This is a genomic window from Acinetobacter sp. 1000160 (assembly GCF_000588715.1).
Lineage (GTDB): Bacteria > Pseudomonadota > Gammaproteobacteria > Pseudomonadales > Moraxellaceae > Acinetobacter > Acinetobacter courvalinii.
In genome coordinates this window covers 67,405-92,299 of record NZ_JFWP02000012.1, presented here as the reverse complement: position 1 = coordinate 92,299, position 24,895 = coordinate 67,405, and the positions used below count along the sequence as shown (strand labels likewise).

General features: G+C 44.4%; 24 protein-coding genes, 4 tRNA genes and 1 riboswitch. Of the genes, 7 read left to right on the top strand and 21 right to left on the bottom strand.

Annotation, left to right across the window (positions count from 1 at the left end; translation table 11 throughout):
* From J699_RS00915 to J699_RS01005, 19 genes are all read right to left on the bottom strand, one after another.
* On the bottom strand, window positions 1-656 hold a 656-nt coding region (locus J699_RS00915), incomplete at its 3' end, for a GTP-binding protein (protein ID WP_032871183.1).
* 164 nt (window positions 657-820) lie between these two features.
* Window positions 821-895, bottom strand: a tRNA-Thr gene (locus tag J699_RS00920).
* A gap of 11 nt (window positions 896-906) precedes the next feature.
* Window positions 907-982 (bottom strand) — tRNA-Gly (locus tag J699_RS00925).
* Window positions 983-1,011: 29 nt separating this feature from the next.
* Window positions 1,012-1,095 (bottom strand) — tRNA-Tyr (locus tag J699_RS00930).
* 52 nt (window positions 1,096-1,147) lie between these two features.
* Window positions 1,148-1,223: transfer RNA gene (locus tag J699_RS00935), tRNA-Thr, on the bottom strand.
* Window positions 1,224-1,322: 99 nt separating this feature from the next.
* Window positions 1,323-2,816: an anthranilate synthase component I gene (trpE, locus tag J699_RS00940; protein ID WP_032871185.1), complete on the bottom strand. Its 1,494-nt coding sequence runs from the start codon at window positions 2,814-2,816 to the stop codon at window positions 1,323-1,325.
* A 112-nt stretch (window positions 2,817-2,928) separates the two neighbouring features.
* Window positions 2,929-3,594 (bottom strand): phosphoglycolate phosphatase, encoded by a 666-nt coding sequence (locus J699_RS00945; protein WP_005226384.1) that lies wholly within the window; start codon window positions 3,592-3,594, stop codon window positions 2,929-2,931.
* Between the two features lie 71 nt (window positions 3,595-3,665).
* On the bottom strand, window positions 3,666-4,280 hold the full coding sequence (locus tag J699_RS00950) for an FHA domain-containing protein (protein WP_005226382.1): 615 nt from the start codon (window positions 4,278-4,280) through the stop codon (window positions 3,666-3,668).
* A gap of 62 nt (window positions 4,281-4,342) precedes the next feature.
* A complete protein-coding gene (gene gspD, locus J699_RS00955; protein ID WP_032871188.1) occupies window positions 4,343-6,610 on the bottom strand; it encodes a type II secretion system secretin GspD in 2,268 nt (755 codons plus the stop codon).
* A 40-nt stretch (window positions 6,611-6,650) separates the two neighbouring features.
* The gene (locus J699_RS00960) at window positions 6,651-7,490 is read right to left on the bottom strand and encodes a type II secretion system protein N (protein ID WP_005280987.1); all 840 of its coding nucleotides are present in this window, start codon (window positions 7,488-7,490) and stop codon (window positions 6,651-6,653) included.
* The gene (gene gspN / locus J699_RS00965; protein ID WP_005226377.1) at window positions 7,490-8,233 is read right to left on the bottom strand and encodes a type II secretion system protein N; all 744 of its coding nucleotides are present in this window, start codon (window positions 8,231-8,233) and stop codon (window positions 7,490-7,492) included. Before gspN ends, J699_RS00960 begins: the two co-directional genes overlap by 1 nt.
* A 177-nt stretch (window positions 8,234-8,410) precedes the next feature.
* On the bottom strand, window positions 8,411-8,737 hold the full coding sequence (locus J699_RS00970) for an H-NS family nucleoid-associated regulatory protein (RefSeq protein ID WP_005280991.1): 327 nt from the start codon (window positions 8,735-8,737) through the stop codon (window positions 8,411-8,413).
* Between the two features lie 379 nt (window positions 8,738-9,116).
* Window positions 9,117-9,563 carry an acyl-CoA thioesterase gene (locus tag J699_RS00975; protein WP_032871191.1) on the bottom strand — a complete coding sequence of 149 codons (447 nt, stop codon included), beginning with the start codon at window positions 9,561-9,563 and terminating at the stop codon, window positions 9,117-9,119.
* 8 nt (window positions 9,564-9,571) lie between these two features.
* Window positions 9,572-10,765: a hypothetical protein gene (locus tag J699_RS00980; protein WP_032871195.1), complete on the bottom strand. Its 1,194-nt coding sequence runs from the start codon at window positions 10,763-10,765 to the stop codon at window positions 9,572-9,574.
* Window positions 10,766-10,771: 6 nt separating this feature from the next.
* Entirely contained in the window at window positions 10,772-11,599 is an 828-nt protein-coding gene (locus tag J699_RS00985) for a hypothetical protein (RefSeq protein ID WP_032871196.1), read from the bottom strand.
* The gene (locus J699_RS00990) at window positions 11,596-12,372 is read right to left on the bottom strand and encodes a uroporphyrinogen-III synthase (RefSeq protein ID WP_032871199.1); all 777 of its coding nucleotides are present in this window, start codon (window positions 12,370-12,372) and stop codon (window positions 11,596-11,598) included. Before J699_RS00990 ends, J699_RS00985 begins: the two co-directional genes overlap by 4 nt.
* Entirely contained in the window at window positions 12,372-13,289 is a 918-nt protein-coding gene (gene hemC / locus J699_RS00995; RefSeq protein WP_032871295.1) for a hydroxymethylbilane synthase, read from the bottom strand. The genes J699_RS00990 and hemC overlap by 1 nt, the downstream gene beginning before the upstream one ends.
* 110 nt (window positions 13,290-13,399) lie before the next feature.
* A complete protein-coding gene (locus J699_RS01000; RefSeq protein ID WP_004773988.1) occupies window positions 13,400-14,140 on the bottom strand; it encodes a LytR/AlgR family response regulator transcription factor in 741 nt (246 codons plus the stop codon).
* 59 nt (window positions 14,141-14,199) lie between these two features.
* Window positions 14,200-15,345: a sensor histidine kinase gene (locus J699_RS01005; RefSeq protein WP_032871203.1), complete on the bottom strand. Its 1,146-nt coding sequence runs from the start codon at window positions 15,343-15,345 to the stop codon at window positions 14,200-14,202.
* Between J699_RS01005 and argH the strand changes: the two genes are divergently transcribed.
* Window positions 15,336-16,766: an argininosuccinate lyase gene (gene argH / locus J699_RS01010; protein ID WP_032871205.1), complete on the top strand. Its 1,431-nt coding sequence runs from the start codon at window positions 15,336-15,338 to the stop codon at window positions 16,764-16,766. The two genes, J699_RS01005 and argH, sit on opposite strands and share 10 nt — an antisense overlap.
* 49 nt (window positions 16,767-16,815) lie before the next feature.
* Window positions 16,816-17,088: an oxidative damage protection protein gene (locus tag J699_RS01015; RefSeq protein WP_005226361.1), complete on the top strand. Its 273-nt coding sequence runs from the start codon at window positions 16,816-16,818 to the stop codon at window positions 17,086-17,088.
* Window positions 17,089-17,385: 297 nt separating this feature from the next.
* Here J699_RS01015 and phoU read toward each other — a convergent pair whose 3' ends face one another.
* On the bottom strand, window positions 17,386-18,108 hold the full coding sequence (gene phoU / locus J699_RS01020) for a phosphate signaling complex protein PhoU (protein ID WP_004773981.1): 723 nt from the start codon (window positions 18,106-18,108) through the stop codon (window positions 17,386-17,388).
* 147 nt (window positions 18,109-18,255) lie between these two features.
* Window positions 18,256-18,376, top strand: a riboswitch (TPP riboswitch).
* A gap of 84 nt (window positions 18,377-18,460) precedes the next feature.
* Here phoU and thiC point away from each other — a divergent pair.
* The 5 genes from thiC to gluQRS all read left to right on the top strand — a co-directional run bounded on the left by thiC (window position 18,461) and on the right by gluQRS (window position 23,639).
* Window positions 18,461-20,356, top strand: a complete 1,896-nt coding sequence (gene thiC / locus J699_RS01025; RefSeq protein WP_032871207.1) for a phosphomethylpyrimidine synthase ThiC — start codon at window positions 18,461-18,463, stop codon at window positions 20,354-20,356.
* A 75-nt stretch (window positions 20,357-20,431) separates the two neighbouring features.
* Window positions 20,432-21,043 carry an NUDIX domain-containing protein gene (locus J699_RS01030; protein ID WP_032871209.1) on the top strand — a complete coding sequence of 204 codons (612 nt, stop codon included), beginning with the start codon at window positions 20,432-20,434 and terminating at the stop codon, window positions 21,041-21,043.
* A 23-nt stretch (window positions 21,044-21,066) separates the two neighbouring features.
* Entirely contained in the window at window positions 21,067-21,882 is an 816-nt protein-coding gene (gene cpdA, locus J699_RS01035; protein WP_005226353.1) for a 3',5'-cyclic-AMP phosphodiesterase, read from the top strand.
* Between the two features lie 290 nt (window positions 21,883-22,172).
* A complete protein-coding gene (dksA, locus tag J699_RS01040) occupies window positions 22,173-22,703 on the top strand; it encodes an RNA polymerase-binding protein DksA (protein WP_005226351.1) in 531 nt (176 codons plus the stop codon).
* A gap of 3 nt (window positions 22,704-22,706) precedes the next feature.
* The gene (gene gluQRS, locus J699_RS01045) at window positions 22,707-23,639 is read left to right on the top strand and encodes a tRNA glutamyl-Q(34) synthetase GluQRS (protein ID WP_032882983.1); all 933 of its coding nucleotides are present in this window, start codon (window positions 22,707-22,709) and stop codon (window positions 23,637-23,639) included.
* Between the two features lie 51 nt (window positions 23,640-23,690).
* Here the strand turns inward: gluQRS and ftsW are convergent, their stop codons facing one another.
* Complete coding sequence (gene ftsW / locus J699_RS01050) at window positions 23,691-24,884, bottom strand: putative lipid II flippase FtsW (RefSeq protein WP_005226348.1); 1,194 nt, start codon at window positions 24,882-24,884, stop codon at window positions 23,691-23,693.
* Between the last annotated feature and the right edge of the window lie 11 nt (window positions 24,885-24,895).

Sequence of the window (24,895 nt, the reverse complement as noted above, 5' to 3'; positions counted from 1 at the left end):
TCTTCGATTGGCATCAAGAATGCTTTGTCGATTGCACGTTCTGGTTCTGGAATGTAAGAGTCAAGCGCTTCAACAAGAGCGATAACTGCTGATTCGCCATATTGACCAGCATCACCTTCCAACGCTTTAAGCGCTGAACCACGGATAACTGGAGTGTCATCACCTGGGAAGTCATAAGTAGAAAGAAGTTCACGAACTTCCATTTCTACCAATTCAAGTAATTCTTCGTCATCAACAAGGTCACACTTGTTCAAGAATACAACGATGTAAGGTACACCAACCTGACGTGAAAGAAGGATGTGTTCACGAGTTTGTGGCATTGGACCATCAGTCGCAGCACATACAAGAATCGCGCCGTCCATCTGAGCAGCACCAGTAATCATGTTTTTAACATAATCGGCGTGGCCCGGGCAGTCTACGTGAGCGTAGTGACGGATTGGAGAATCGTATTCTACGTGTGATGTATTAATTGTAATACCACGTGCTTTTTCTTCAGGAGCTGAGTCGATTTGTGAGTAATCTTTCGCTTCACCGCCGTAAGTTTTTGCACAGATCGTTGCAATCGCAGCAGTTAAAGTTGTTTTACCATGGTCAACGTGACCAATTGTACCCACGTTTACGTGTGGTTTGTTACGTTCAAACTTAGCCTTAGCCATTTTGATTTTCCTCGTTTACGTCGACACCAGTTTAGAGAAAAACAACCCTGAAAAACCTTCTTTATCGACATTCGCCTAAAAAACTAGACACCTAATACTTGAAAAGCAGACTATAATAGCCTGCTTCTTTAAAAACTTGTGGAATAACCACTAAACTGTATATCTGGAGCTCTTATCGAGATTTGAACTCGAGACCTCTCCCTTACCAAGGGAGTGCTCTACCACTGAGCTATAAGAGCGACATCTTCGATGGAGCGGGAGACGAGGATCGAACTCGCGACATGCAGCTTGGAAGGCTGCCACTCTACCAACTGAGTTACTCCCGCATGTTGGTACGACATCTATCGAAGTTAGATGGTGGTGAGAGAAGGATTCGAACCTTCGAAACTTTCGTAGCAGAGTTACAGTCTGCCCCCTTTGACCGCTCGGGAATCTCACCATATCACACTTACACAGTGCTGTTCTTTACTTTATACTACCACACTTTAAGATGGTGCCGGCACACGGATTCGAACTGTGGACCTACTGATTACAAGTCAGTTGCTCTACCAACTGAGCTATGCCGGCTCTTTCTTAGTGTTTCGTACGTTTCGTATCGGAACGGTGTGCAGTTTAGCAAAACTTAGAATCGATGCAAGTGCTTTTTTAAAAAAAACCGTTAAAAACTCATAAAATCAATCCGTTTGACGATAATTCAACCGCTTTGATCACTGCGCGAGCTTTTATTTGGGTTTCATTCCACTCAGATTCAGGATTTGAGTCCGCAACCAGCCCTGCTCCAGCCTGTACATAGACCTTTTTATCGCGAATCACACAGGTTCGAATGGCAATCGACATGTCCATTTCGCCGTGCCAGCCTAAATAACCCACTGCACCGCCAAACACCCCCCGTTTTACCGGTTCAACTTCGTCAATAATTTCCATGGCACGTATTTTGGGAGCACCGGAAAGTGTTCCAGCTGGAAAAGTCGCCTTAAATACATCCAGAGCATCAATATCATCACGTACCTCACCCTGCACATTAGATACGATATGCATGACATGTGAATAACGTTCGATCACCATACGGTCTGTCACTTGCACTTTACCAATCTTGGATACCCGCCCGACATCATTACGCCCAAGATCAATCAGCATTAAATGTTCGGCAATCTCTTTTTCATCCGCCAGTAAATCTTGTTCCAAGGCCAGATCTTCTTCTTTGGTTTTGCCACGTGGTCGGGTCCCCGCTAAAGGACGTACTGTTGCGATACCATTTTCCAGACGGGACAAAATCTCTGGTGATGATCCTACAATATGAAAAGGTTTTTGATCAGTCAGTGTCTGACCTTGCACCAGAAATAAATAAGGCGATGGATTTAAATGACGTAACGCACGGTAGACCTGTAAGGCCTCGCCATCAAAGTCAGATACCATACGCTGACCAGGCACCACCTGCATCACATCCCCCGCCCGGATGTATTCCTTAACCTTGTCCACGGTTTCCAGAAACTTTTCCTTGCCGGTAATCGATTCAAAATGTGGGGCGGTATGCGGTTTTGCTTGCAGACTCACTGGTGTTGCCAGTAACTGCTCTAGCTGATCTAGCTTGCCTTGTGCTTTATTATAGGCATCTGGCTCACTGACATCAGCATGATGGATCAGGAACAGCGTATCTTTTAAATTATCAAACACAATCACGGTTTGAGACAGCATCAACCATAAATCAGGTAGAGTCACCGGATCAGCTGCCGGGACATTCTTGAGTTTTGGCTCAATATAACGCACGGCGTCATAGCCTAAATAACCCACTAGACCACCGGTAAAGCTTGGTAAATCTGGTAGTTCGGCTTTGCTGGGAACTTTAAACTGACTTTGAAAATTACGAATATATTGAAACGGATCTGCACAATCCTGTTGCGTTACTGTGCCATCTGCTTGCTGGATGGTTAACACACCAGCATTGCATGAAAAAACGGTAGATTCGCCGAGGCCAATCATGGAATAGCGCGCCCAGTTCTCGCCACCTTCTACAGACTCAAATAGATAAGCTTGTTTCTGTTCCTTAAAACGTGCAAAAACAGATAACGGGGTTTCAGTATCAGCCAGGCGTTGACGATAAACTGGAATGGTGTTGTAGCCTGCTGCTTTTAATTGTTCAAACTGGATTGATGTTGTCATGAGTCATCTCTTATGGTTTCGATTTATCTGCGTTTCCCTGTTTTAATACTGCTTTAATCCCGCCATCGAAAAACCATCATCATCCTCATACCTCTTTCCCTATCTGATTTTCTTAAACTAACTCTGCCAGACGATCAACCACTTGCTGTGGCTGGCAGTCATAAATACTTTCCCCATGATTATAGCCATAGCTGACTACAATACAATCAATACCTGCACGCCTTGCAGCTTCAACATCATTGCTTGAATCGCCAATCATCAAGGTTTCAGCCGTGGTTATTCCTGCTTGCTCTACACAATGCAACAGCGGCAACGGATGCGGTTTACGCTCCGCCAAACTGTCCCCACCTACGACCATTTTAAAATAAGGTGCAAGCTCTAAAACGTCCAGAATTCCTCGGGCCAGATGTTCAGGCTTATTGGTGACACAGGCCATGGTAATATTATGGGCCTGACAATACTCCAGAAAGGGCAACACACCATCATATACCTGCGTATCGACACAGAGCTCTTGCGCGTACACCTGCATAAAGGTGCTTAACAGCTGCGTTTGCTGTTGCGCATCGACCTGTCCAAATAAATGGCTCAGTACCGCTTCACATAATTTTGCGGCACCCTTACCCACCCACACTCTCACCTGCGCTTCAGTCACCAGCGGCAGCCCTAGCTTGGTCAGACTCAGATTCATGGCACGATATAGGTCAGCGGCCGAATCTACCAGTGTTCCATCCAGATCAAATAACACCAGATGACGACTTTGCAACTGCGCAACAGACATGAAATTTCACCCTCATAATAAAAAAGGCACACCCAAGCGGGCATGCCTTTGATTGTAAAAGCTTCGCCCGATTATTTAAAGAACAGCCAGGCAATCACAGCTAAAATGATCAATACAATAATTGAAATAAGTCCAACCGAAGCATTCTTCTGTTGCTCTTTTTCTTCAGCCACACGTGAAACAGGCTCTTCAAGCGCAACAGGTTGTGGTTCAGGCACAGCCTGTACCTGCACACCTTCAGGAATGGGTGCCGGTTTTGGAATCGCGACCTGTTGTGGCATCCCGTCACGGGTAATCGGTGTTTCTGCCGCACGTTCGGCAATGCTCGGCATACCTTGATCATGCGTGTTTGCTGTCACAGGCTCTGCTTCAATTTCAGGTAATTCTGTTGCTGCCGCCGGCGCAAGTACCGAGAATACGAAGCTGGCAAACTGCAAAATATCACCATCATGCAATTCAGTTTCCTGCTCGATTCGCGCATCATTAATAAATGTGCCATTGGACGAGTTTAAGTCTTGCACCCAAAGCTGTTGATCTTTGAGTAACAACGCCGCATGACGACGCGAAATATCGGCGGATTGCAACAAAATATCGGCATCCTGATGTCGGCCAACCAACATATCACGCTCAATATTCAGTTCCTGCCCCGTAAATTCACCTGTAATGGCTTGTAATTTCCAAGTCATAGATGCATATCCTTTATCATTTTCCACAATCGTAACATTGTGACATAAGCGTTTCTGTGCAGCTACTGTGAAGACGCAGGGCGAATCGTAGTGGTAGTGACCGTATTTTTACTCCGCTCGGTTTCCTTCACCGGCAGCTGTACGGTTTTCTGCTGCAGCTGAGGCTGCTCAACCGCAACCGGCGTAGTCACCACAACGGTTTTTTGGGCTTGCATCGCGGTCGGAACCTTTTGATATGGGGAATTCTTCACAATCGCCTGCGGGTTATAAATATCTGCAACATTTTCAGGCAGTTTGGCAAAGTTGCCATTCTTGTCCATTGAAAGTTGCAAACTATAGAGCTGATTATAACGCTGCTGAGAAATACGACGTACGTCATTGGCATCACCAACAATGGTTGGATGGATAAACACCAGAAGATTACGCTTGATATTACTACGCGCATCGGCACGGAATAAACGCCCTAGATACGGGATACTACTCAGTCCAGGAATTCCCTGACGAGACAATGCGGTATTGTCCGCAATCAAGCCACCCAATACTACCGTTTGTCCATGCTCTGCCAGTACAGCGGTTTTAATGGCGCGCTTATTGGTCACAAGGTCGGTTGCCTGACCTTTATTGTTTTGAACATCAGATACTTCCTGTTCTACTTCAAGACGAACCGTACCATTATCCCCAATATGTGGAATCACTTTTAGGGTTACACCCACATCCTTACGCTCAACAGTGGTATAAGGATTAACACCTGTACTGTTTGTGGTCACTGAACCTGTCACAAACGGAACATTCTGACCGACAACAATATAAGCTTCTTCGTTATCCATCGTTACAATCGACGGCGTAGACAAGAAATTGGATTTGGTATTGGTTTTCAAGGCCTGGATCAGCGCGCCATAAGCCTTACGTGAATTATCAAAATTACCGACACCTATCGTTGCACCATTGCCTTTACTGGCATCTCCAGCAATCGCTGCCGCTGCACCACTTGCACCCCCAGTCGCATAACCTGCAGCAATCGATGCCAGACTTGCCCCGACATTACTAAAGCTAATCAGGCCGACACCACTGCTTAAATCTCCCAATGCCCATTGAATCCCCAGCTGGTCGGCATCATCACCAGAGACTTCAATAATCGCAGCCTCAATCAGGACTTGCTGGCGACGAATATCTAGCTGTTGAATCGCCGCTTCAACTTCACGCATCAATTGTGGCTCTGCTTTGACCACCAATGCATTTTGCGTTGGGTCAGCAATAATACTAATGCCTGCCCCATTAAAACTGGTAATACCTGCGTTTTGATTATTATTTGAATTGCTATTCAAATTAATTGAAGGCGTCGACACAGAAGAAGATGAAGAACCACTTGATGTGCCTGAATTCTGGTTATTTGAAATCAGGTTATTAATCGAATTTGAACTACTGTTGCTATTTGACGAAGATGATGATGAAACAGATTGCCCGGTGACCAGCCCCTGTAAAATCTCAGCCAGATTCTTGGCACTGGCATATTTCAAACGGAAGACTTTAAGCCCCCCTAAACGGTCTGCCGAGGGCACATCCAGCATTTCAATCATTTGACGCAAACGCTTGCGCGAGTCCGGATCACCTTTGATTAAGATACGATTGGTCCGGTTATCTGCAACCACACGGACACGCGATCCAATGAAGTCCTTGGATGCACCTGTGGCACTCATGGTCTCGAGCAAACCAATAATTTCTTCGGCCTGACTGGATTGCAGACTAATTGCCTCAATGTCGTTTTGCCCAGTTCCATCCAGATTACGCACGATATTTTCAAGCTGGTAAATATTGGTGGCACGGTCAGAAACAATTAAGGCATTGGTTCCAGCCACCGCAGCAAGATGCGCGAACTGTGGCATCAATGGACGTAATGCCGGGATCAGGTCATTCGGATTGGTATTTTGCAGCCAGATCACCCGCGTGACAATCTGGTCACCGCCAGCACGACTTCGGGCATCATAAGGAATACCCGAATTCTTGGCATTACTGTCTGGTACCAGTTTTACCGTATTGCCAGAAGGTAGTGCCACCACACCATTGACGTTGAGGACGCCCAGAAATAGGTCATACACCTCATCTTTATTCAGCGGTTTATTGGAAATAACCGTAACATTGCCCCGTACACGTGGGTCAACCGCAAAGTTCTTCCCGGTAATATCAGCAACTTCGTTAATAAATGCAGTTAAGTCCGCATCACGTAGATTGATCTTCCATGTTTGTGCTTGCACATGGGTACTGACTGTCGCAATTAAAGGCGCTGCAGCAAGTAATGCCCAAAGTGGACGTTGATGATTCAAGAAAGCCATAACCTGCACTTATTCCTAACTGATGTGTGACGTGTGATCACTAAAAACTTTGTTGTATGGTCATCACCTGATCACCACGTTTTATTTCTATTTTGGCATGCCCTTCACGACGTACTTGCTCTAATAATTGTACTTCGTTGAGCCCCTGCCCGACGCTTTGGCCATTGATCGACAGAATACGATCACCCGAACGCAAACCTAAGTTATTTTTTAAGCTTGAGGGCGTCTTATCCGAAATTTCATAGCCTTCCCCTCCACTACTGACGCCCATATTTTTCAGATATTGTTCCCGGTTATCCTGCATTTGCTGGATAGCCTGCCCTAAAGCAGACTGGGGCGAATTCTGAGCAGGCGCAGGAGCTGCTGCTGGAGGGACGCTTGTTCCATTATTTAAAACAGGCGCAGCCGGTTGATATAAACCATTGTCCAGTCCCTTAAATTTGACTTCACGTGTTGCACCATTGCCTTGACGCAAGATTACGTGATCCCAATACACTTCTGCCAGCTGATAGGAGGTAGAACCAACGGTCTCGCCTACCCGATAACGTTCAGCAGTATCATTCATTTTAATGACCGCAGAAGACAAGTAATTTGGTTGACCGAGCAATACACCCTGTAACTCCAGATTGATATTGTCATCGGCTGAAGCTGCTGCGGGTTCATTAAATAAGGCAAATGAACTGATATTGGGGACCTGGGCTTGCTGCGAACCCAGTTCAACCCGGTCAAACTGCATCGGTTGTGGCGGTGCAACCACCCACCAGAATAAGGAGGCCAGTTTCCAGCATAACCATAAAATCAGTAAAGCCAGAATCAGACCACTTAACTTATCCAGCTTCTGCCAACGCAATTGTTGCATTTTTTCAGTGATTGCTTTCATCAAAAACCACCCTGCAACAACGGCTGACGTGAACTGATCACATAGGTATCCAGACCGGCTTTACCTTGATAGGATGGAATATTCAATAACATGCGTTGCGTCAGCTGTACATCCAGCATCAGGTTGGCATCTAAGCTGAGATTCCCCATTTTCTGGCTACGCTGATCACGGATATCAATCTGGAGTTGGCCGTTTTCATCTTTTATCTCAGCCACCAAGGAAGGCATATTCATACGGTCCTGACGCTGACCAAAGGTATAACTCAAGGCACCGCCGCCCCAGTTCAACTGACCTTCTGCTGCGCTAAAACCTTTTTCTTTTTGATAGTTAAATTGCACGTCTTTCAATTGAATAGAATTTTCAGGCCATTGCCAGTTTGCAAAATACTTTAATGTTTCTGGCGAAATCGCACCCTGCAAATCCTTGATCATGATTTTTTGTCCTAAACCATAACCAAATACTCCATTGAATTGCGTATTACCGCTATGGATATCAAGATTTGCCCCTAAACGTAACAATAACAAATCTAAAGGACGGGTTTTCCAATGCACCGAGCCGCGTAGCTGGCCACGTTGCCAGTCGGCTTGCCCCTGCCAGATATTGCCGCTGACATTATGTAATATTTGATTATCTTTTGAGAATTTTGCAATTAACCATGTCGCTGGAATTTGTAAAATAATAAAAATTAAAAATGCAAAAATGGCGAAAAGCCACCATCTCCATTGCTTGGTTTTTTTCTTCATTCAACCCTTACCAACATGCAAAATATCATCCTTTTCGAGACACTCGCCCCTGAATGACATTATGCATACTTTTTCAACATCGCCAATTCTCTCATATAAAAAAACCAAGCTTTTTAAGCCTGGCTTTTGATTCAGGATAAAGCCATCGTATGACAAAACGATGACTTTAAAACTTGCTTAGATTAAGAAATCTTCAAGTTTTGCACCTTTTTCTAACTCGGCAACTAACCAGCGTGGCTGTTTACCACGACCTGTCCAAGTTTCCTCAGTATTGTTTTTGTTGCGGTAGCGTGGCTCTACAGCTTTACGCGTCGTTTTCTTACGCTTTTGCTCACCTACTTCTAATAACTCTTCAACGCTAAAACCAATTGCTTCAGCAATAGCAACAATTTGATTATAAGCATCTTCAATTGCCTGATCTTTTTTGCTGGCAATTAAAGCTTCAGCTTCAGCCTGTAAACGCTTTAAATCTTCTACCGATAATTCGCTAATATCTGGTTTCATTCGAACCACTCCAACTTAATAAGAAAAAAATATCACTCAAAAATAAAAATGAATTTAGAATTCTATTCAATATTAATTTATAAGCGATTAAATAATCAATATGAGAATAGCTCACTTAATCGTATATCAACAATAAAATGGTATTTTATTTACAATAAAACAAAAAAAGGGAGAATTTAGATATCTAAACAGATTTTAAAAATTAAATAAACAACCTTAACCAACACCAGTTATATTAACGTATTCTTAAATTTCACTAAAAAATTTCTTATTTTTTGATTTAGTTCATGGTGCTTTAATTTGCCTGTTTTTCCGGCCACTCAAAAGCACCACATTATGAAATTTGTTATATATTCAAATAAAATAGACATAATTGTCTTTATGATGACGGGCCTAATATTAATTGATGCCCGACATTTTCTTCAAGCTGAATAATTTTCTGCCGAATTGAATCCGGGATATTACGTTTGTTGGATGTTACCTTATCTACACAAACCATAACCGCCTCACCGGTGGCAATCATTTGATTCTGGGATTCACTCCATAATACATAATGCATACGAAATGCACTATTTCTTAACTCTTCAATACGCGCACCAATATGCAGCACATCGGGATAAAATACCGGCCGTAAATATTTACACTGACTCGAGGCAACCACCGTCAATATCTCCTGTTTGAAGATATTTAATGCCATTAAATAGGCAATACGGGCACTTTCCATATAGCGATAATATTGCACATTATTGACATGCCCAAACGCATCCATATCGCCCCAAGCCACGGATTGCTGATGAATAACCGGATAGACAGACAGTTCTTTCATATTTACACTCATATCTTGAAATTAAGAAAATTCACATCATTTTCAAATATTAAATTTAACTGTTTGATTAAGTCCTGATTATCGCCCAAGGTCGACTTAATTCTTAAATAACTCATTAATATATTATCAGGATATAAAGTTAATAACTGCTCTGCCTCTGCCTGACGTTGGGTCGCCATATAAATATGCCACTGTGCAAAAGCCAGCATAGGCACACTGGTATAACGCTGCTCCAGCTGAATAATGCGCTGCTCAACATAAGCATAATCCGGAATCTGCTTGAGTAACTGTTGCTGGAACCACAGATAAAACACTTCCGGGTCGAACTGATCTTGCAATAAATGTAAGGCCAGCTCTTCATGCTGCACGCTCATCTCAGGCATTCTGGCCAATAGTTTCAACCACAGCACCTTGCTGCTATAGGGACGGGTTTCAATCTCATCCTGCAACACCAGATAGCGCTGCTGTAATGCACCAAGGTCATCAACCGAGGCCTGATCAAAATGAATTAATAATTGCTGCAACCATAAATCACGATGTTCCGCATCTAACAACCCATATTGTGTGGTTTGCAAAAATAACCAGGGTTGTTGGAGCGCCAGTTTGCCCCATAGTGCAGTAATACGCTGCTGGTAAGCGGTTTCGATTTCAACCAGCCATGGGGAAAGCTGATGTTGCGCCAGAAACTCTAAATGGGTTAACGCTTTTTCGGTTTCTTTTTGCTCAAGGAAAATATCTATGCGTTGTAATTCAGCCAATTCAAAGGCCATCGGGGCTGATTTATCCAGACTCTGCAATGCCGCAACATAATCACCATTCTGATAATCAAATTGCGCATCAATAATATTGCTGAGCAGGCCTGACTGGGCAAATACCCGCTCTATAAAAACCTGCTGGTCTTTTGAGGCTTCAAGCAACCAGACAATACCGAGTTGCTCATAAGGATGTAATTGCTTGAAGTGCAGAATGGTTTCTTTTTTTCTTTGTTCCCGGGTTAAATAACGTTTAGCCAATAACCAGCATAATTGCAAGATCAGGCTAATCACAATAAACAGTGCAATTAAGCCCCACACACTACTCTGGAACTGCCATTCTCGCCAGTAGATATACGCATAGCCATTTCCATAGCCATAACTCAATACAGAAAATAATGCGAAAAGCACCAAAGCCGAGAGAAAATAAATCAACATTAATTGCTTCATGACAGATTATCCCAACAAACCTAAGCTGGTTAATTTCGGTGTTGGCACTGCTTGCTGGTTCAAGATTTTTTCTAGGCGCAGTTTCATTTTCTGGCTATTTTGATCTGGTAACTCGGCAAGTAACCGGATCACTTCCTGAACCGATTTCTGATATTCAGTCAATTGACCTTCATGCAAGGCTTGAGATGCCAGCAATAGCCGTAACTGTGCTTCTTTTAAGGTAATATTACGGCCCATTAAATCTGGCGATGAACGTTGCACTTTTTCCAGTTTAAACCAGTGCCACCATGTCGCACTTTCACCTTTTTCAATTGATAGTTTCGGATCTTGCAGGTTTTGTGCAATCTTTTGATCCAGTTGCTGCAATAATTGATCAAGCTGCTGCTGTTGCTGGGTTTGATTTAAAACAAATTGCTGAATCGCCTGTTTATCCTGCTCTATCGATTTAATCAGGCTATCTTGTAAAGCCGGTGAGACTGTATATTGCAGCACCTGCTGCTGGGCCTGATTCAATTGTTCCAGTGCATAAATAAACTGTTGCTGATCCAGTGCAAACTGCACCAGTTGCATGTGCTGCTTAATCAAGATAATCGGTGAGATGCCCTCAACTGTCATCGGCATTGAACTATTATCTGTAGGCTCAACCACACGATTATTTTGCAACTGACGCTGGACCGCGACAAATTGATCATTCAATAATGCATAACGCTGTTCAGTCTGGCTAAGCTGCTGTTGAAGCTGGGGAACGGTTTGAGAATATTGTGCAACATCGTAACTGAGTTTAGCCAACCACAATAAACTCAGCCCTAATATTAAATAACCAATTTTTCTCATACATGTCCTTGCCAGTCTCTCATGCGTTGAATGATCTCTGATGCAGATAAATTTTCAAGCTGAATAATGTTAAATGCTTTATTTGTCTGTGTTCTGGTATTTTCTAATAATTGTGCCAAGCGCTGTCCCAATACCAGATAAATCCATGTTCGGGGCTGCTGCACCTGCTCACAGATCTGCTGCCAGTAATTCCAGCTTGCCTCACTAGTGATCAGCACAGCAACCGTTTGTTGAGGCGTTATTTTCTTTACCATCTCAGGGAATATCTGAAAACTTTGTTGCGGACATTGACGGCGATAAAGCACAAAGTTGAGTACCTCAATCCCCTGCTGCTGCAATTGCTGCATCATGAACTGACGTCCGCCCAGTCCCCGCCAGAAGGCAATTTTTTTGACATTTTTCTGCTGCTTTAAAATAGGTAAATCCAGCATACCTTCCGAATTTTCGACCTGAGGCACATCACTGTGAATATTGAATCGGGCCAGTACCTGCGCAGTGGTTTGACCGACTGCAATCCAGCGGATATGTTGCAGCCTCTCCAGCGCGATCCCGGCATGCTGCAAATAGTGCATCCCTACCTCTACCGCTGTGGGGCTGACTACAACAATCACCTGCACCTGATCAAGCTGCTGATAGAGCTGCTGTAAGCCTTGCGAAAAAAGCTCTGGCACCAGTTCAAGTAATGGCAAGCCCACAACCTGATAACCAGCTTCGGATAATGCCTGTGTTAGAGCAGCAGCACGGTCTTCAGGACGGGTATTGATCAGCAGCATTAATACAACGCTTTTAGCAACTCACCTGCACCTTGTGCCAATAAGCGTTGTGCCAGTTGCTCACCCAGTTGCTCAGCCTCTGCTGGCGCACCAACCAGTTGTTCTTTTAATAAAGTATGTCCATCGACACTGCCCACTCGCCCTTCAATCTGAAGCTGATCATTGGCCAAAGTGGCATAGCCTGCAATTGGCACCTGACAGCCACCTTCAAGATAAGCATTAAAGGCACGTTCTGCGCGGACACAAATCGAGGTTTCTTCATGTTGTAATGGCTGAATCAGTTTTAATAATGCGTCGTCATTGATACGGCATTCCAATCCCAGCGCACCTTGTCCAACTGCTGGCAAACTCAGTACGGGCGCCAGACAATGCCGAATACGATCCGACAAGCCGAGACGTTTCAGGCCCGCACTCGCCAAGATAATGGCATCATACAAACCATCATCCAGTTTGGATAAACGGGTACCGACATTGCCACGTAGATCAATAATTTCCAGATCGGGGCGTTGCTGTAAAATTTGGCATTTACGGCGCAGGCTCGAAGTACCGACTTTTGCCCCTTGCGGCAATTCATCAAAATGCTGATATTGATTCGAAACAAATGCATCCAGCGGATCTTCACGCTCACAGATCACCGCCAAGGTTAAGCCTTCAGGCAAATGCATCGGCACATCTTTCATGGAATGGACCGCTAAATCTGCACGACCATCCAGTAAAGCCGCTTCAAGCTCTTTCACAAACAAACCTTTACCACCGATTTTTGCCAGTGGGGTATCCAGAATCTTGTCACCCTGCGTCACAAACTTGACCAGCTCAACCGTTAAATCTGGATAAAGTGCATTTAAACGAGAACGGATATGCTCGGCCTGCCAAAGTGCAAGCGGGCTTTGTCGGGTCGCAATTTTTAAGGTTTTCATAAATTCAAATGAAGTATTGATCAAAGCAATTGCTCCCAACTTAACTTGATCACCCGAAATTGCAAGTAAAAAATCATAAAGTGAGTATTGATTCAGCTGAAAAGCCGCATTTACAACTGATGCATACACTCTCTTAAACTTGGCAGATGACGACGGCTCACCGATAAACGCTCATCCAGTTCACGCAAGCGCACCTGATATTGACCTGCTGCAACCAGTTCCAGCCCTTCCAGATAATCCAGTGAGACCAGTGCATTACGGTGAATACGGATAAAACGGTCGGCAAACTCCAGTTCCAGATCTTTCAGTGTTTCATCAATCAGTACGCTGCCATTTTTATGGCGAACCGTGACATATTTTTGATCCGCTAAAAAATAATACACATTTTCCAAGGGAATCAGTTCCACCCCACGATAAGTCTTCGCAGCAATCTGTTGGCGTTGGGTTTTAGTATCGTACATATCATCTTGTTGTTGTAAGCCAGTCATTTGTGCTTGTGTAAGTTGGGTTAAATGATTAAATACCTGCTGTAGATCTTGTTGTGCAACAGGTTTAAGTAAATAGCCTTGTGCTTGAAATTTAAATGCTTCCAATGCATGTTGATCGTATGCTGTACAGAAAATAATGGCCGGACGAGGATTAAGCTGGCTGAGCTGTTCGGCACACTCCAGACCATTCATCCCGGGCATTTGAATATCCAGTAAAACGACATCCGGTGAGTCATTTTCAATATGATTTAACACATCCTGTCCATGATGCGCTGTCGCAATGACTTCATGTCCCATTTGAGTGACCAAACGTGACAAACGCTCTACAGCAAGAGGCTCATCATCAGCAATCAGAACTCTCATCCTATTCTCCTTGTCAGCGTTAACTTCATATCCATCATTTTTATGGTTAACTCGACTTATTATTTTACTTGATCGTGGTAATTTACCACCGTCGTATACAACGACGTTCCCCCGTAAATCTGAAACTTGACCGATTGCCCATAATAAGCTTTCAGGCGCTGCTTCACATTTTCAATCGCAATACCATTTCCTTTTCTCGATTTTATTGTATCGTGAGAATAAGGGTTAGTAATGACTATACTGACTTGATTTTGCAATATTTCAACCAATACGCTGATGGTTGATGGCTGCAAAACTTTTTCTACCCCATGAAAAATACTATTCTCCAGCAAAGGTTGCAACGTTAATAACGGAATCGTTGTCCGTTTTAATTCAACAGCTGTGGCCTGTATGTTCCATTCTACATTCAAACGCTCGCCCAAACGCATCTTTTCAATACTTAAATAGTGCTGGCATAAGTCAATTTCTTCCGCCAGACTCACCAGCTTCAGCTCCTGAAAGCTGGCACGGAATAATCTGGACAAATTAATCAGCATATTTTCCGCTTTGTCAGGATCAATCGCGATCAGGCTCACTACACTATTCAGGCTATTAAATAAAAAATGTGGATGAATTCGTGCCTGCATGGCCTGAATACGGGCATTTAACTCACTATATTGCTGATTCATCCATTGTTCACGCATGTAGAGATAGCGCATACAGAACGCGCCCAGTAACACCCCATAACCGAGGTGCAGGCTGGTCCCGTGCAATAGAATCTCTTCGGAAAATGGTCCGGAACGGGTCGCCCAATATTGCAGAATATTTACAACACAGGTGGTCAACAGCATAATCAGCTGTAATAGTATAAAGCCCAAAACCAGAGCGATTTTCTGGCTAAATCTGGCAAAAAAATCCTGAAAATAATCCACCAGTGCCGAAAAAGATAAAATCACCCAGTTAATAAAAAACATATATTGCAGGACACGAATGCCCTCTAAAGCCTGCCATGACCGAGCCTCAGCCAGCGCCAGCACCATCGCCAGTACATTACTGGCAACAATTAATTCCAATAAGTGTTGCCATTGCCCGATTTTCGTAAAAAAATAGGAGCCTGATGGATTTCCCCCCTGACGAGTTTGCGATAACTTCTTACGTCGAGTTTCGGCAACTGCGTTTGGATTTGCTATACTCTTTTTTATTTTACTGAGCCGCCATGACCACATCTTCTCAATCCTCTTCTTCAGCCAGCCCGAATCAAACCTCTGGAATGTGGGGCGGTCGCTTCTCTGAAGCAACTGATGCTTTTGTTGCAGAATTTACCGCATCTGTGCAATTTGACCAACGTTTTTATAAACAAGATATCGCTGGTTCAATTGCGCATGCCACCATGCTTGCGAAAGTAGGTGTGCTGACTGAAGCTGAACGTGATGACATTATTCAAGGTTTAAGCACCATTAAAGCTGAAATTGAAGCGGGTAACTTTGAATGGCGTATTGATTTAGAAGATGTGCACATGAATATTGAGTCTCGTTTGACTCAACGTATCGGCATTACCGGTAAAAAACTCCATACCGGCCGTAGCCGTAATGATCAGGTTGCAACTGACATCCGTCTCTATTTACGTGATGAAATCGATGACATCTTGGGCTTGTTGCTGCGTTTACAAAAAGGCCTGCTCAGCCTGGCAAGCAAAAACACCAATACGATTATGCCGGGCTTTACCCATCTGCAAACCGCACAGCCAGTGACCTTTGGTCATCATTTACTGGCCTGGTTTGAAATGTTGGTGCGTGATACCGAACGTCTGCAAGACTGTCGTAAACGCGTCAACCGCATGCCTCTCGGTTCTGCGGCATTGGCAGGTACCACCTACCCGATTGACCGTGCTTATACGGCTGAACTCTTAGGTTTCGAAGCAGTTTCAGAAAACTCTTTAGATGCAGTTTCTGATCGTGACTTTGCCATTGAATTTAATGCGGCGGCATCGTTAATCATGATGCACTTGTCACGTATGTCAGAAGAACTGATTTTATGGACTTCAGCACAATTCAAGTTTGTGAATATTCCTGACCGCTTCTGCACAGGCTCTTCCATCATGCCGCAGAAGAAAAATCCGGATGTACCTGAACTGGTACGTGGTAAAACAGGTCGTGTCTTTGGTGACTTGATCAGCCTGTTGACCCTGATGAAAGGTCAACCATTGGCATATAACAAAGACAACCAAGAAGATAAAGAGCCATTATTTGATGCGATTGATACCGTACGCGGTTCACTCATGGCTTTCGCAGACATGGTTCCAGCGCTTGTTCCAAATATCGAAATTATGCGTGAAGCAGCACTTCGTGGCTTCTCTACCGCAACCGATCTTGCTGACTATCTGGTGAAAAAAGGCGTAGCATTCCGTGATGCCCATGAAATTGTCGGTAAAGCGGTGGCTTTAGGTGTTGCAGAAGAAAAAGATTTATCAGAATTGACACTGCAACAGTTACAACAATTCTCTGATTTGATTACCGCAGATGTATTTGATAAAGCATTGACTTTAGAAGCTTCTGTGAATGCCCGTGACCATATTGGTGGAACTTCGCCGAAACAGGTTGAAGCTGCGATTGCGCGTGCGCACACTCGCCTAGAACAGTTATATTAATCTCCCTATATCCCTCTTTTACAAAGAGGGACTTTCACTGGATGCCATAATGACTAGACAAGTATTTTGCCGCAAATATAAACAAGAGCTTGAAGGCTTGGACTTTGCACCGTTTCCTGGTGCAAAAGGTCAGGAATTGTTTGAAACCGTTTCAAAGCAGGCATGGCAGGAATGGTTAAAACACCAGACCACGCTGATTAATGAAAAACGTCTGAATGTGTTTGAACCGGATGCGAAGAAGTTTCTGGAAGAACAACGTGAGAAGTTCTTCAATAATGATGAAAGTGTAGAAAAAGCAGAGGGTTGGACTGAGCAAAAGTAAGTCATTTTGCCTGATTCTGCGATAAAAAGAGAGCTGTTTTTAGCTCTCTTTTTACGTGACATTTACATAAGTAATAAAGCCTTACAGAGTATACACAGTTGTCTACATGACTCCTCAGACGCCTGCGCTTATAGTTGTATTCAGAAAGACAAAGAGATACGTTGATATCTCACGTAACGCATGATATTTCTCTCCCAGACTTTTCCCCCGAAGTCTGGGATTTTTTTTATCTATATATCCTGAAAATGAAAAAAACCGCCCATGATTGGACGGCTTAAAGTTATTGTATTTTTACATTTATTTCTGATGGACTTTCTGTTCAATTTCTTCAATGCTGGTATGACGCACATCCATACCTTTCGCCATATAAATGACTTGTTCTGAAATATTACGCGCGTGATCGCCAATACGCTCTAATGAACGCAATACCCACATCACGTTAATGACACGTGAAATATGACGCGGATCTTCAATCATATAAGTCATTAAAGTACGTGTCGCAGACTGATATTCACGGTCAATGTCGACATCGGCCATCACCACTTTCAATGCCTGCTCCACATCTAAACGGGCAAATGCATCCAGCGCGTCATGAATCATGACACGTACCTGATTGCCAATATGACGTGTTTCCATATAGCCACGTGGTGACTCACCTTCTTCACACAAGTTTTGTGCAATACGGGCAATCTTTGCCGCTTCATCACCAATACGTTCTAAATCGGTATTGGCCTTGCTCATGGCAATCACCATACGCAAGTCGATCGCTGCAGGATGACGGCGAGCAAGAATCAGGGTTAAACCCTCATCAATATCACGCTCAAACTGATTCACCGCATTGTCTTTGAATTGCACATCAATGGCTAAATTCGCATCTGTGTCTAATAAAGCATGAATTGAGTTGGCAACTTGTTGCTCCACCAATCCACCCATGGTCATAAACTTGGTATGCACATCTTGCAAGTCTTCATTAAATTGTGAAGAAATATGATGACTTAACACAGGATTGCTTGGGCTCACAGTATGCCTCCACTAGACACATGGAAAAAATGATTGGTGATTAGAACATAGAAATGATGAAAGTTTTATGACAATAGCATGGATTTAGGCATTGTAAATTGGTGTGAATTGATACAACAAAAATTTTTAAATCTGATAGTCTAAACACGTCGCTTGACGGAGCGCAGTTAACAAACTGCTGAGATTGTCTTAATCACAGAATTTAAAGACAAGTACCGTTGAACCTGATCAGGTTAACACCTGCGTAGGAATCAAGCCCAGCAAAAACTTAGCCTTTATTTATCATAGAGATAAATCCGCCATTGTTTTTGGTCGTGCTTGATTCGTTAATGCCATACATAAGGATCATGCCATGAACCAGTTAACGAATCTTTCCCCTGCTGATATTTCTGCTCAACATGAGCAAGACGCTAAAGATTTAACCCGTATCCTGCCGGCTTCAAGAAAGGTGTATGTCCAAGGGTCTCGCCCAGACATCCAGGTGCCTTTCCGTGAAATCAGCTTAACCGAAACACCGACAGGTTTAGGCGGTGAACACAACCCACCTGTGATGGTCTATGACACCTCTGGCGTATATACCGATCCCAATGTACAAATCGATTTAAATAAAGGTTTGCCACTGGTTCGCCAGAGCTGGATTGATGAACGTCAGGATACCGACATCCTTTCAGGCCTGAGCTCCGAGTTTGGGCAGGCCCGTCTCAAAGACATCCGTACTGCCGACATCCGCTTTGCCCATATTCAAAACCCACGTCGTGCCCAAGCAGGGAAAAATGTCACGCAAATGCATTATGCCAAACAGGGAATCATTACCCCTGAAATGGAATATATTGCGATTCGTGAAAATCAGCGCCAGCGTGACGGCGTCGATATGCGTCAGCATGCCGGACAAAACTTCGGTGCGCAGAATTTAAAAGAAATTACCCCGGAATTTGTCCGTCAGGAAGTCGCAGCGGGTCGCGCCATTATCCCGGCCAATATCAATCATCCGGAATGCGAACCGATGATTATCGGACGTAACTTCTTGGTGAAAATCAATGCCAATATTGGCAACTCCGCGCTCGGCTCATCGATTGATGAAGAAGTGGCGAAAATGACGTGGGCCACCCGTTGGGGTGCCGACACCATCATGGACTTATCGACTGGTAAGAATATCCATGAAACCCGTGAGTGGATTATCCGTAATTCACCAGTACCTATCGGTACGGTACCGATCTATCAAGCCCTGGAAAAAGTCGATGGTGTGGCTGAAGATTTAACCTGGGAAATCTTTAAAGACACTCTGATTGAACAAGCCGAACAAGGCGTAGACTATTTCACTATTCATGCAGGCGTATTACTGCGTTATGTCCCGATGACAGCGAATCGCCTCACTGGTATCGTGTCTCGTGGGGGCTCAATCATGGCGCAATGGTGCCTGGCACATCATGAAGAAAACTTCTTATATACACATTTCGACGAAATTTGCGAAATCATGAAAGCCTATGACGTGTCATTCAGCTTAGGTGATGGTCTGCGCCCGGGTTGCGTGCAGGATGCCAATGATGAAGCTCAATTTAGCGAACTTAAAACTTTGGGTGAACTCACCCATCGCGCTTGGGAGCATGATGTACAGGTGATGATTGAAGGTCCGGGCCATGTGCCAATGCACATGATCAAGGAAAATATGGACCTCCAGCTTGAGGTCTGTAAAGAAGCGCCATTCTATACGCTTGGACCACTCACCACCGATATCGCACCAGGCTATGATCATATTACCTCTGCAATTGGTGCAGCGATGATTGGCTGGTATGGAACGGCAATGCTGTGCTATGTGACGCCAAAAGAACACTTGGGCTTACCGAACAAGAAAGACGTTAAAGACGGCATCATCACCTATAAGATTGCCGCTCATGCAGCAGATCTGGCCAAAGGTCATCCAGGTGCTCAGGTTCGTGATAATGCCTTATCAAAAGCGCGTTTTGAGTTCCGTTGGGATGATCAGTTCAATTTAAGCCTGGATCCTGATACGGCGCGCAGTATGCATGATGAAACACTGCCAAAAGAAGCGCATAAATCGGCCCACTTCTGCTCGATGTGCGGTCCAAAATTCTGTTCCATGAAAATCACCCAAAATGTGCGAGATTATGCGCAAAATCAACACAATGCCAAGCAGTCAAATGATGCGGAAACAGAAGTTGAAGCAGGTCTCAATGCCATGAAAACCGCTTATCAGGAACATGGTCAAAAATTGTACCACAAAGTGTAAATCGACTAAAAAAAGATTTTCCTGCGAATCATTCTCGGTTAGGATGAGATATGTACAATCTCATCCTGATTGAAGATGACTATTCTTGACCACGCCAGCTATTCAGCCACCGACGTTACGATAGAATCTCGACAAACATTGTTTCGAGGGTTCATTCAAGTTGAGAAAGTGAGCTTAAAACACCGGTTGTTTCACCGGAAAGATTACTCGCCTCTCATTCAACGTGAACTGGTTCATCGTCCTGAAGCCGCTGGCGTTTTGCTCTATAGCGATCAGCAACAACGCTTTGCACTGATTGAACAGTTTCGTGTCGGGGCCGTCAATGATCCGGTTTCAGCTTGGCAACTTGAAATTATTGCCGGTGTGCTGGATGGAGACGAATCTCCAGAAAGTTGTATCCGCCGTGAAAGCCTGGAAGAGTCTGGGTGCGAGATCACTGAATTAAAACATTTATTTAGCTTCTACCCTTCTGCTGGGGCCTGCTCTGAATTTTTTCATTTATATGTGGCAGAGGTTCAGCTTCCAGAACATGGGGGCGTTTTTGGGATGCCAGATGAAGGTGAAAATATTCAACTGCATCTGTTTGATTATTCCCAGCTAGAAGCATTATTTCAAAACGGGCGGTTGAGAAATGCACCTGTGATCATGGCATTACAGTGGCTGGCTCAGCATATACAACAAAGATAAGAAATCTGAAGGGGCTAACGACGGTGACTTTCCAGGTCTCATCATTATCACAGCAAGATTTTGTGATGATACAGATTACCGATACACATTTATTAGAGTATCCCCATCTCGAATTTGTCGGCATGCAACCCGAGCAAAGTTTTCATGCGGTCATCGACTTGATGCGCCAGCAGCATCCGCATATCGACCTGATCATCCATACCGGTGATCTGGCCCAGTCGCCGACACCTTTAACCTATAAACGCTATGTACAACACATGCAAAGCTTGGGGATTCCTTTTTTTCATACCCCCGGTAATCATGATGATGTCACGCATTTCCCCTTTCATGAGCAAGATCCAACCCAACCGACCGTGGTCGAGTTAGGCCAATGGAGCGTGATCTTATTGAATAGCGCCCAACCTGAGCGTATTGATGGAAAAATTAGCGATATCCAGTTACAGCACTTAACCCGATTATTGACTCAATTACATGATCGTCATGTGATCATTGCCTGTCACCACCACCCTTTTGCCATGCAGTCCGCCTGGATCGATCAGCATAAGTTAAAAAACTCATCTGACCTGCTCGATACCATCAAGCCGTTTTCCAATGTTAAGGCGATTATCTGCGGGCATGTGCATCAGGATTCAGTCAATACCTGGCAAGGCGTTGAGTTCTTGTCCACCCCATCGACCTGTATTCAGTTCAGACCCAAAAGCGAAAAATTCGCGCTGGATGAGGAACACCCAGGCTACCGTTTAATCCGCCTGAAAGCCAATGGAGAACTGGAAACACAAGTCTATCGGCTACCTACTTCGCAGCGCATGAGTAGTTCTGAAGTGTTGGGATATGATTAGGCAATGGGTCAAGGGAATCGCTTTTGTCTGCATTTCATACCTTGTTTATGGCGTTTTAGCCGATAACACCATGCATGGCTGAAATAGCAGCAGTTCCTAAAACTTTTGATTACAAATTACATTGACGAATTCACACAAAATCTGGACGGGAATGACTACCATCTTGTCCAAAAACTCTATATGATGTCGACCCTTGATGGAAAAAACCATCGTAGGTTTCTATAAAAACACTTGCATATCACCATATTTTTTGCGTATAGATAGTACGTGTAAGATGAGGAATGCCCTATATGGCGAATGACAACCAAAATCAAGTCTTGGACGAACAGACCGAAGTGATCGACGATCAGAAAGCGGTGAAGCGCGTACGTAAAACCAAACCGAAAGCTTCAGAAGGTGGTACAACCGCGAGCTTATTTGGTATTGCGCCGTATCAGCCGAAGAAAAATGAAGAATACATGTCTGAAGGACAACTTGTGCATTTCCGCCAAATTTTAAACGCATGGAAAGCTGAGTTAATGTCTGAAGTTGATCGTACCTTGAATACCATGCAAGACGAATCAAGTGCTCTTCCTGATGTCAATGACCGGGCAACGCAAGAAGAAGAATTTGCGATTGAACTACGTACACGTGACCGTGAACGCAAACTCATTCGTAAAATTGAACAGTCGATTGAAGCGATTCAAAACGAAGACTATGGCTTCTGCGAAACCTGTGGTATCGAAATTGGCTTACGTCGTCTAGAAGCTCGCCCAACTGCGACTTTATGTATCGATTGCAAAACTTTGGCTGAAATCAAAGAAAAGCAAAACAACGGTTAAACCATGCTTGAACATACTGCGGAACAGCAAGCAGCTGTTTCGCCAGAATGCTTCCAACAGCAACCAGATTGCTGTCGCTACGTGGGTCGGTTTGCGCCATCGCCAACCGGCCCATTGCATTTTGGCTCGCTGCTCACTGCAGTGGCCAGTTACTGTGATGCCAAAGCCAATCATGGCAAATGGCTAGTCCGTATTGAAGATACTGACATTCCCCGCATTTATCCCCATAGCGAAACACACATCCTCTCCTGCATCGATGCCTTCCAGTTTGAGCCTGATGCCGAGATTATTTTCCAGAAAGACCGTTTAGATCTTTATGAGCAGGTGCTTGAACAACTCAAGCAATCAGAAGCCATTTACGCTTGCCAATGCACACGCAAGATGTTGGGTTCCAATCACATCTATGCCGGTACCTGTCGCAATCTGAATCTGGATTTTGCCCATCAGGCGATTCGTCTAAAAGTCGCGGATCAACTGATTTGCTTTCAGGACCGTTTACAGGGCCAGCAATGTTCTAACTTGCAAAATGAGTTAGGCGATTTTGTCTTGAAGCGTCGTGATGGCATTATCAGCTATCAACTGGCGGTAGTGGTCGATGATGATCGACAAGGCATTACCCATGTGGTTCGCGGTGCAGATTTACTCGATAATACCGCCCGACAAATCTGGCTAGGATCGCTATTAAATTATCCTACCCTAAATTATATGCCCCTGCCGCTGGCAATGAATGATCAAGGGCAAAAGCTGTCTAAACAGAATCTGGCCCAAGCCCTCGATATCAGCAAGGCACCCGAACTTCTGCAACAGGCAATTTTAGCTTTGGGGCAAGCTTTGGTTGAACTTGATCAGCCACGTATCATGCTACAACAGGCAGTACAACAATGGGATGTTGATTTAATCCCCAAAGGCATCCATTTAAGTGGCACGTATTTATAAGTCATAAAAAAGCCCTATATCATGACAGGGCTTTTTATTGGTTTGAATATGCTAGAAATTCGACTCTTCTTTCACAGGGTTCAGCTCTTGCGTTGATGCATCAATTTTCAGAATTAAGCTAATCATTGCCGCACACATCATCAACGAGGTACCACCGTAACTAATGAAAGGTAAGGTCAGACCTTTGGTTGGCATGAGACCCATGTTCATCCCAGCATTGACCAGAATCTGCATCAGGAAGATGATACTGATGCCATAAGCCAGATAGCCTGCACGCAGATAATTGTGCTGCAAGGCACGATGACCGATACGGATACAGCACGCCAGCATGGTAAATGACAGGATCATCACCACAGACACACCAAAGAAACCGAATTCTTCGCCTAATACTGCCAACATAAAGTCGGTATGCGCTTCAGGTAAATAAGACAGCTTCTGCACACTATGCCCCAAGCCCGTACCAAACCATTCACCACGACCAAAGGCCATCAAGGCATTCGAGAGCTGATAACCAACACCCAATGGATCTGCCCAAGGGTTGGTAAAGGAAATCAGGCGCTGGAAGCGGAATGGCTCGAAGATAATCAGCGCACTGACACCCGCAAAGATCGCACCCAACATAATCAGGAACTGAGTCGCTGGTGCACCTGCCAAGAAGAACACGCCGACCATCATCAAGACAATCACGACGGTTGCACCCAAGTCAGGCTCAGCAACGATAAAGCCCACGGTTAAGGCCATTACACCACTTAAACGCAATAGCCCTTTCCAATGCGTTCGCACTTCCTTGGCACGGCGTACCACATAATCCGCAGTGAAAATCGCCATGACAATCTTGGCAATTTCGGTTGGCTGCAAGGTAAAGCCGCCAATCTTGATCCAGCGATGCGCACCGTTCACTTCAGAACCTACCACCAGTACCGCCAAGAGCAGAACAATGGTAATGAGCCACAAAGGAAAGGCATTCTGAAACCACAGATTCAAGGAAACCCGATAGGTTAAAAATGCCACCACGGCAGCGACCACAATTGAAATGCCGTGACGAATGAGAAAGTAAAAAGGACTCTCATGGATATATTCCGCATAGGGCATCGACGCCGATGCAACCATGATTGAACCGAAACATAGCAGCGAAATCACACAAAAGATCAAGATATTGCGTGCTGTCATTTCTGCAGGTAGCTTAGGTAAACGATTCAGCAATTGCGAAATCTTCTGTACCGTATTTTGGGCCAAGTCAGCCATAGTTCTGTTCC

Excerpts from the sequence above, each read along its gene's own strand:
- trpE (WP_032871185.1), bottom strand. The coding sequence starts at position 2,816 with ATGACAACATCAATCCAGTTTGAACAATTAAAAGCAGCAGGCTACAAC.
- J699_RS00945 (WP_005226384.1), bottom strand. The coding sequence starts at position 3,594 with ATGTCTGTTGCGCAGTTGCAAAGTCGTCATCTGGTGTTATTTGATCTG.
- J699_RS00950 (WP_005226382.1), bottom strand. The coding sequence starts at position 4,280 with ATGACTTGGAAATTACAAGCCATTACAGGTGAATTTACGGGGCAGGAA.
- gspD (WP_032871188.1), bottom strand. The coding sequence starts at position 6,610 with ATGGCTTTCTTGAATCATCAACGTCCACTTTGGGCATTACTTGCTGCA.
- J699_RS00960 (WP_005280987.1), bottom strand. The coding sequence starts at position 7,490 with ATGAAAGCAATCACTGAAAAAATGCAACAATTGCGTTGGCAGAAGCTG.
- gspN (WP_005226377.1), bottom strand. The coding sequence starts at position 8,233 with ATGAAGAAAAAAACCAAGCAATGGAGATGGTGGCTTTTCGCCATTTTT.
- J699_RS00970 (WP_005280991.1), bottom strand. The coding sequence starts at position 8,737 with ATGAAACCAGATATTAGCGAATTATCGGTAGAAGATTTAAAGCGTTTA.
- J699_RS00975 (WP_032871191.1), bottom strand. The coding sequence starts at position 9,563 with ATGAAAGAACTGTCTGTCTATCCGGTTATTCATCAGCAATCCGTGGCT.
- J699_RS00980 (WP_032871195.1), bottom strand. The coding sequence starts at position 10,765 with ATGAAGCAATTAATGTTGATTTATTTTCTCTCGGCTTTGGTGCTTTTC.
- J699_RS00985 (WP_032871196.1), bottom strand. The coding sequence starts at position 11,599 with ATGAGAAAAATTGGTTATTTAATATTAGGGCTGAGTTTATTGTGGTTG.
- J699_RS00990 (WP_032871199.1), bottom strand. The coding sequence starts at position 12,372 with ATGCTGCTGATCAATACCCGTCCTGAAGACCGTGCTGCTGCTCTAACA.
- hemC (WP_032871295.1), bottom strand. The coding sequence starts at position 13,289 with ATGAAAACCTTAAAAATTGCGACCCGACAAAGCCCGCTTGCACTTTGG.
- J699_RS01000 (WP_004773988.1), bottom strand. The coding sequence starts at position 14,140 with ATGAGAGTTCTGATTGCTGATGATGAGCCTCTTGCTGTAGAGCGTTTG.
- argH (WP_032871205.1), top strand. The coding sequence starts at position 15,336 with ATGACCACATCTTCTCAATCCTCTTCTTCAGCCAGCCCGAATCAAACC.
- J699_RS01005 (WP_032871203.1), bottom strand. The coding sequence starts at position 15,345 with ATGTGGTCATGGCGGCTCAGTAAAATAAAAAAGAGTATAGCAAATCCA.
- J699_RS01015 (WP_005226361.1), top strand. The coding sequence starts at position 16,816 with ATGACTAGACAAGTATTTTGCCGCAAATATAAACAAGAGCTTGAAGGC.
- thiC (WP_032871207.1), top strand. The coding sequence starts at position 18,461 with ATGAACCAGTTAACGAATCTTTCCCCTGCTGATATTTCTGCTCAACAT.
- J699_RS01030 (WP_032871209.1), top strand. The coding sequence starts at position 20,432 with ATGACTATTCTTGACCACGCCAGCTATTCAGCCACCGACGTTACGATA.
- dksA (WP_005226351.1), top strand. The coding sequence starts at position 22,173 with ATGGCGAATGACAACCAAAATCAAGTCTTGGACGAACAGACCGAAGTG.
- gluQRS (WP_032882983.1), top strand. The coding sequence starts at position 22,707 with ATGCTTGAACATACTGCGGAACAGCAAGCAGCTGTTTCGCCAGAATGC.
- ftsW (WP_005226348.1), bottom strand. The coding sequence starts at position 24,884 with ATGGCTGACTTGGCCCAAAATACGGTACAGAAGATTTCGCAATTGCTG.